The sequence below is a fragment of the Pseudomonadales bacterium genome (assembly GCA_013215025.1).
Lineage (GTDB): Bacteria > Pseudomonadota > Gammaproteobacteria > Pseudomonadales > DT-91 > DT-91.
Window position 1 is genome coordinate 1 of record JABSRR010000269.1, and the last position, 2405, is coordinate 2405.

Annotated in this window: 2 protein-coding genes; both read left to right on the forward strand. The window is 44.9% G+C overall.

Annotated features, from left to right (window positions below; translation table 11 throughout):
• Window positions 1-459: hypothetical protein (locus HRU21_12750; protein NRA43159.1), on the forward strand; the 459-nt coding region annotated here is incomplete at its 5' end.
• 15 nt (window positions 460-474) lie between these two features.
• Window positions 475-2405 (forward strand): type II secretion system secretin GspD (gspD, locus tag HRU21_12755; protein ID NRA43160.1); only part of this gene is annotated, 1931 nt, incomplete at its 3' end.

Genomic DNA, 2405 nt, shown 5'->3' on the forward strand with positions numbered 1-2405 from the left:
AACCGGGGTAAGTTTGAGTCGCTGTTTTTATGGGATCAGCAAGATGCTGATAGCCGCCCAAGGCAGCCTGCCAGGGGTAGGCCTAGTGTTGCACAGCAAGCTGAGCCAAAAACCGTCGACTATCGCGGCAATTCAAAGCTGACGCAGATTGCCAGTGACTATAAAAAACGCCTTTATACGGACCCAAGTTCCTTAACTGAGGTGATTCGCTTTTCACCAGCACGCGATAAAGACGGCACGCAAATCGGTTTTCGTATTTCACCGGGACGAGACCGAGAACAGTTTAAGGCGTTTGGCCTGCAAAATGGTGATATTGTGCAAGCAGTAAATGGTGTATCGTTAACCGATCCAAGAAATGCCATGCAGCTTTATCAAGATATGCGAGATGCCAGTGATGCGACCTTTGATATTTTAAGAGGGTCAGAGAATGTATCGATTACCGTGAGCATCAGTGAGTAAGTGGATCGCAATAATATGAATAATGGTTTTACTATGCCTGAGTTAAAAATAATACATCGCTTAAAAAATCGAGCTGCCAAGCTATGTGTTGTTGCCTGTTTATCTATCAGCTGCAGCATGCCGTCTTTTGCCGAGACATACACGGTTAACTTCAAAGATGCCGATATAAAAGACTTAATTAAATTTGTTGCTGATATCACCGGCTATACGGTATTGGTTGATCCAAAGGTAAAAGCCAATATTAGCGTGATTTCGCAAGATCAGCTAAGCGAAGAGCAGGTGTATGATTTGTTTCTGAGCGTTTTGCATACGCACAGCTATTCAGCAATTAAAAACGGTAATATTTTGCGTATTATCCCAAACAAGTCCGCGCGTTCATCCTCAACCGAGGTAAAAGTAAAAAAGCCTCAAACTGAAAATCAGGCCTATATTACGCAGATTATTGAGCTGAAAAATGTCAATGCAACCAAGCTTATTCCTGTGTTGCGTCCTTTGGTGCCTCAGCAAGGGCATATGGCTGCTTATGCTGATGCCAATGCGATTATCGTTACCGATACCGCTGATAATGTGCAAAAGATTTATAATATCATTGAAAATTTAGATAAAACCACAGCGAATGAGATGGACATTTTTCGCCTCAAACACTCATCCGTAGAAGAGTTTGTGAAAATTGTTGAAAAAGTCTTAACCCAGCCCGCGGCTTCTAGTAAGAATGCTAGCGAGGCAAAAGCAAATATCGTTGCCGATAAACGCAGCAATAGTTTAATTGTCACCGGCTCAGATCAGCAGCGACGAAAAGTCAGACGATTAATCGAAGAGTTAGATGGGCCTCTCAGCAATACCGGTAATGCGCAGGTATTTGCCTTAAAGCATGCCAAGGCGAAAGATCTTGCGCCCATTTTGACCAAGGTAAGTCAGAGTTTAAGCAAAATTGCGGTAGATCCAAAAAACAAAGGGGTAGCTCAAGCAATCATTGAGGCCGATGAGGCGACCAACTCACTGATTATCACCGCCAGCGGTGAAGTGCTTGAAAGCCTTAATAATGTGATTATGCAACTAGACATTCCGCGCGAGCAGGTGCTGGTTGAAGCGATTATTGTAGAAATTTTTGAAACGGATGATCGCTTATTATCGGCAGACTGGCTGCTGGCCGGAGAAGACACTGGTTTTGGTGGTTCGGTGCAGTCACCAGGCTTGTTATCTCAACTGGCGGCAGGTGCTTTTCAGGAAGATAGCGAAGACGTAATTCAAGGCATCGGTGCCGCTCTTGCAGGAATTCCGGGCGGAATTGCCGGCGGTGCCAATTTTGATATTGGCGGCACCAGCTTTTTAGCGGTATTGCGTGCGCTGGAAACCTCAGCTGAAGCCAATATCTTATCTACGCCATCGCTGATGACCTTAGACAATAACGAAGCGCAGATTGTGGTGGGTCAGGAAGTACCGTTTGTGACGGGCTCTTACACATCAACTGGCAGCAGCGGTTCTAATCCTGGCGACCCCTTTCAAACCATTGAACGGGAAAATGTCGGTATTACCTTAAAAGTGACGCCGCATATTAATGATGGCGATCAAATTACTCTGGATATTATGCAGGAAGTCTCAGGTTTAGTAGGCACGAGCATCGAGGCTAATACGCCTATTGTTACCAACGAACGTAAGATTGAAACATCGGTATCTACCGCTGACGGTGAAACCATTATCTTAGGTGGTCTGATGTCAGACGAGATTCAAGAGTCTGTGAGTAAAGTGCCATTATTAGGGGATATACCCCTGCTAGGTCGATTGTTTAAATCTTCGGCAACCACGGTAGTGAAGAAAAATCTGATGATTTTTATTCGTCCAACCGTTGTGCGTGACGCTGTAACCGCCGCGGATGTCTCGCAAGAACAGTATCGTCGCGTTAGAGATGTGCAAATGTACAAAGAAAAGCGCGGTGTTGATTTGTT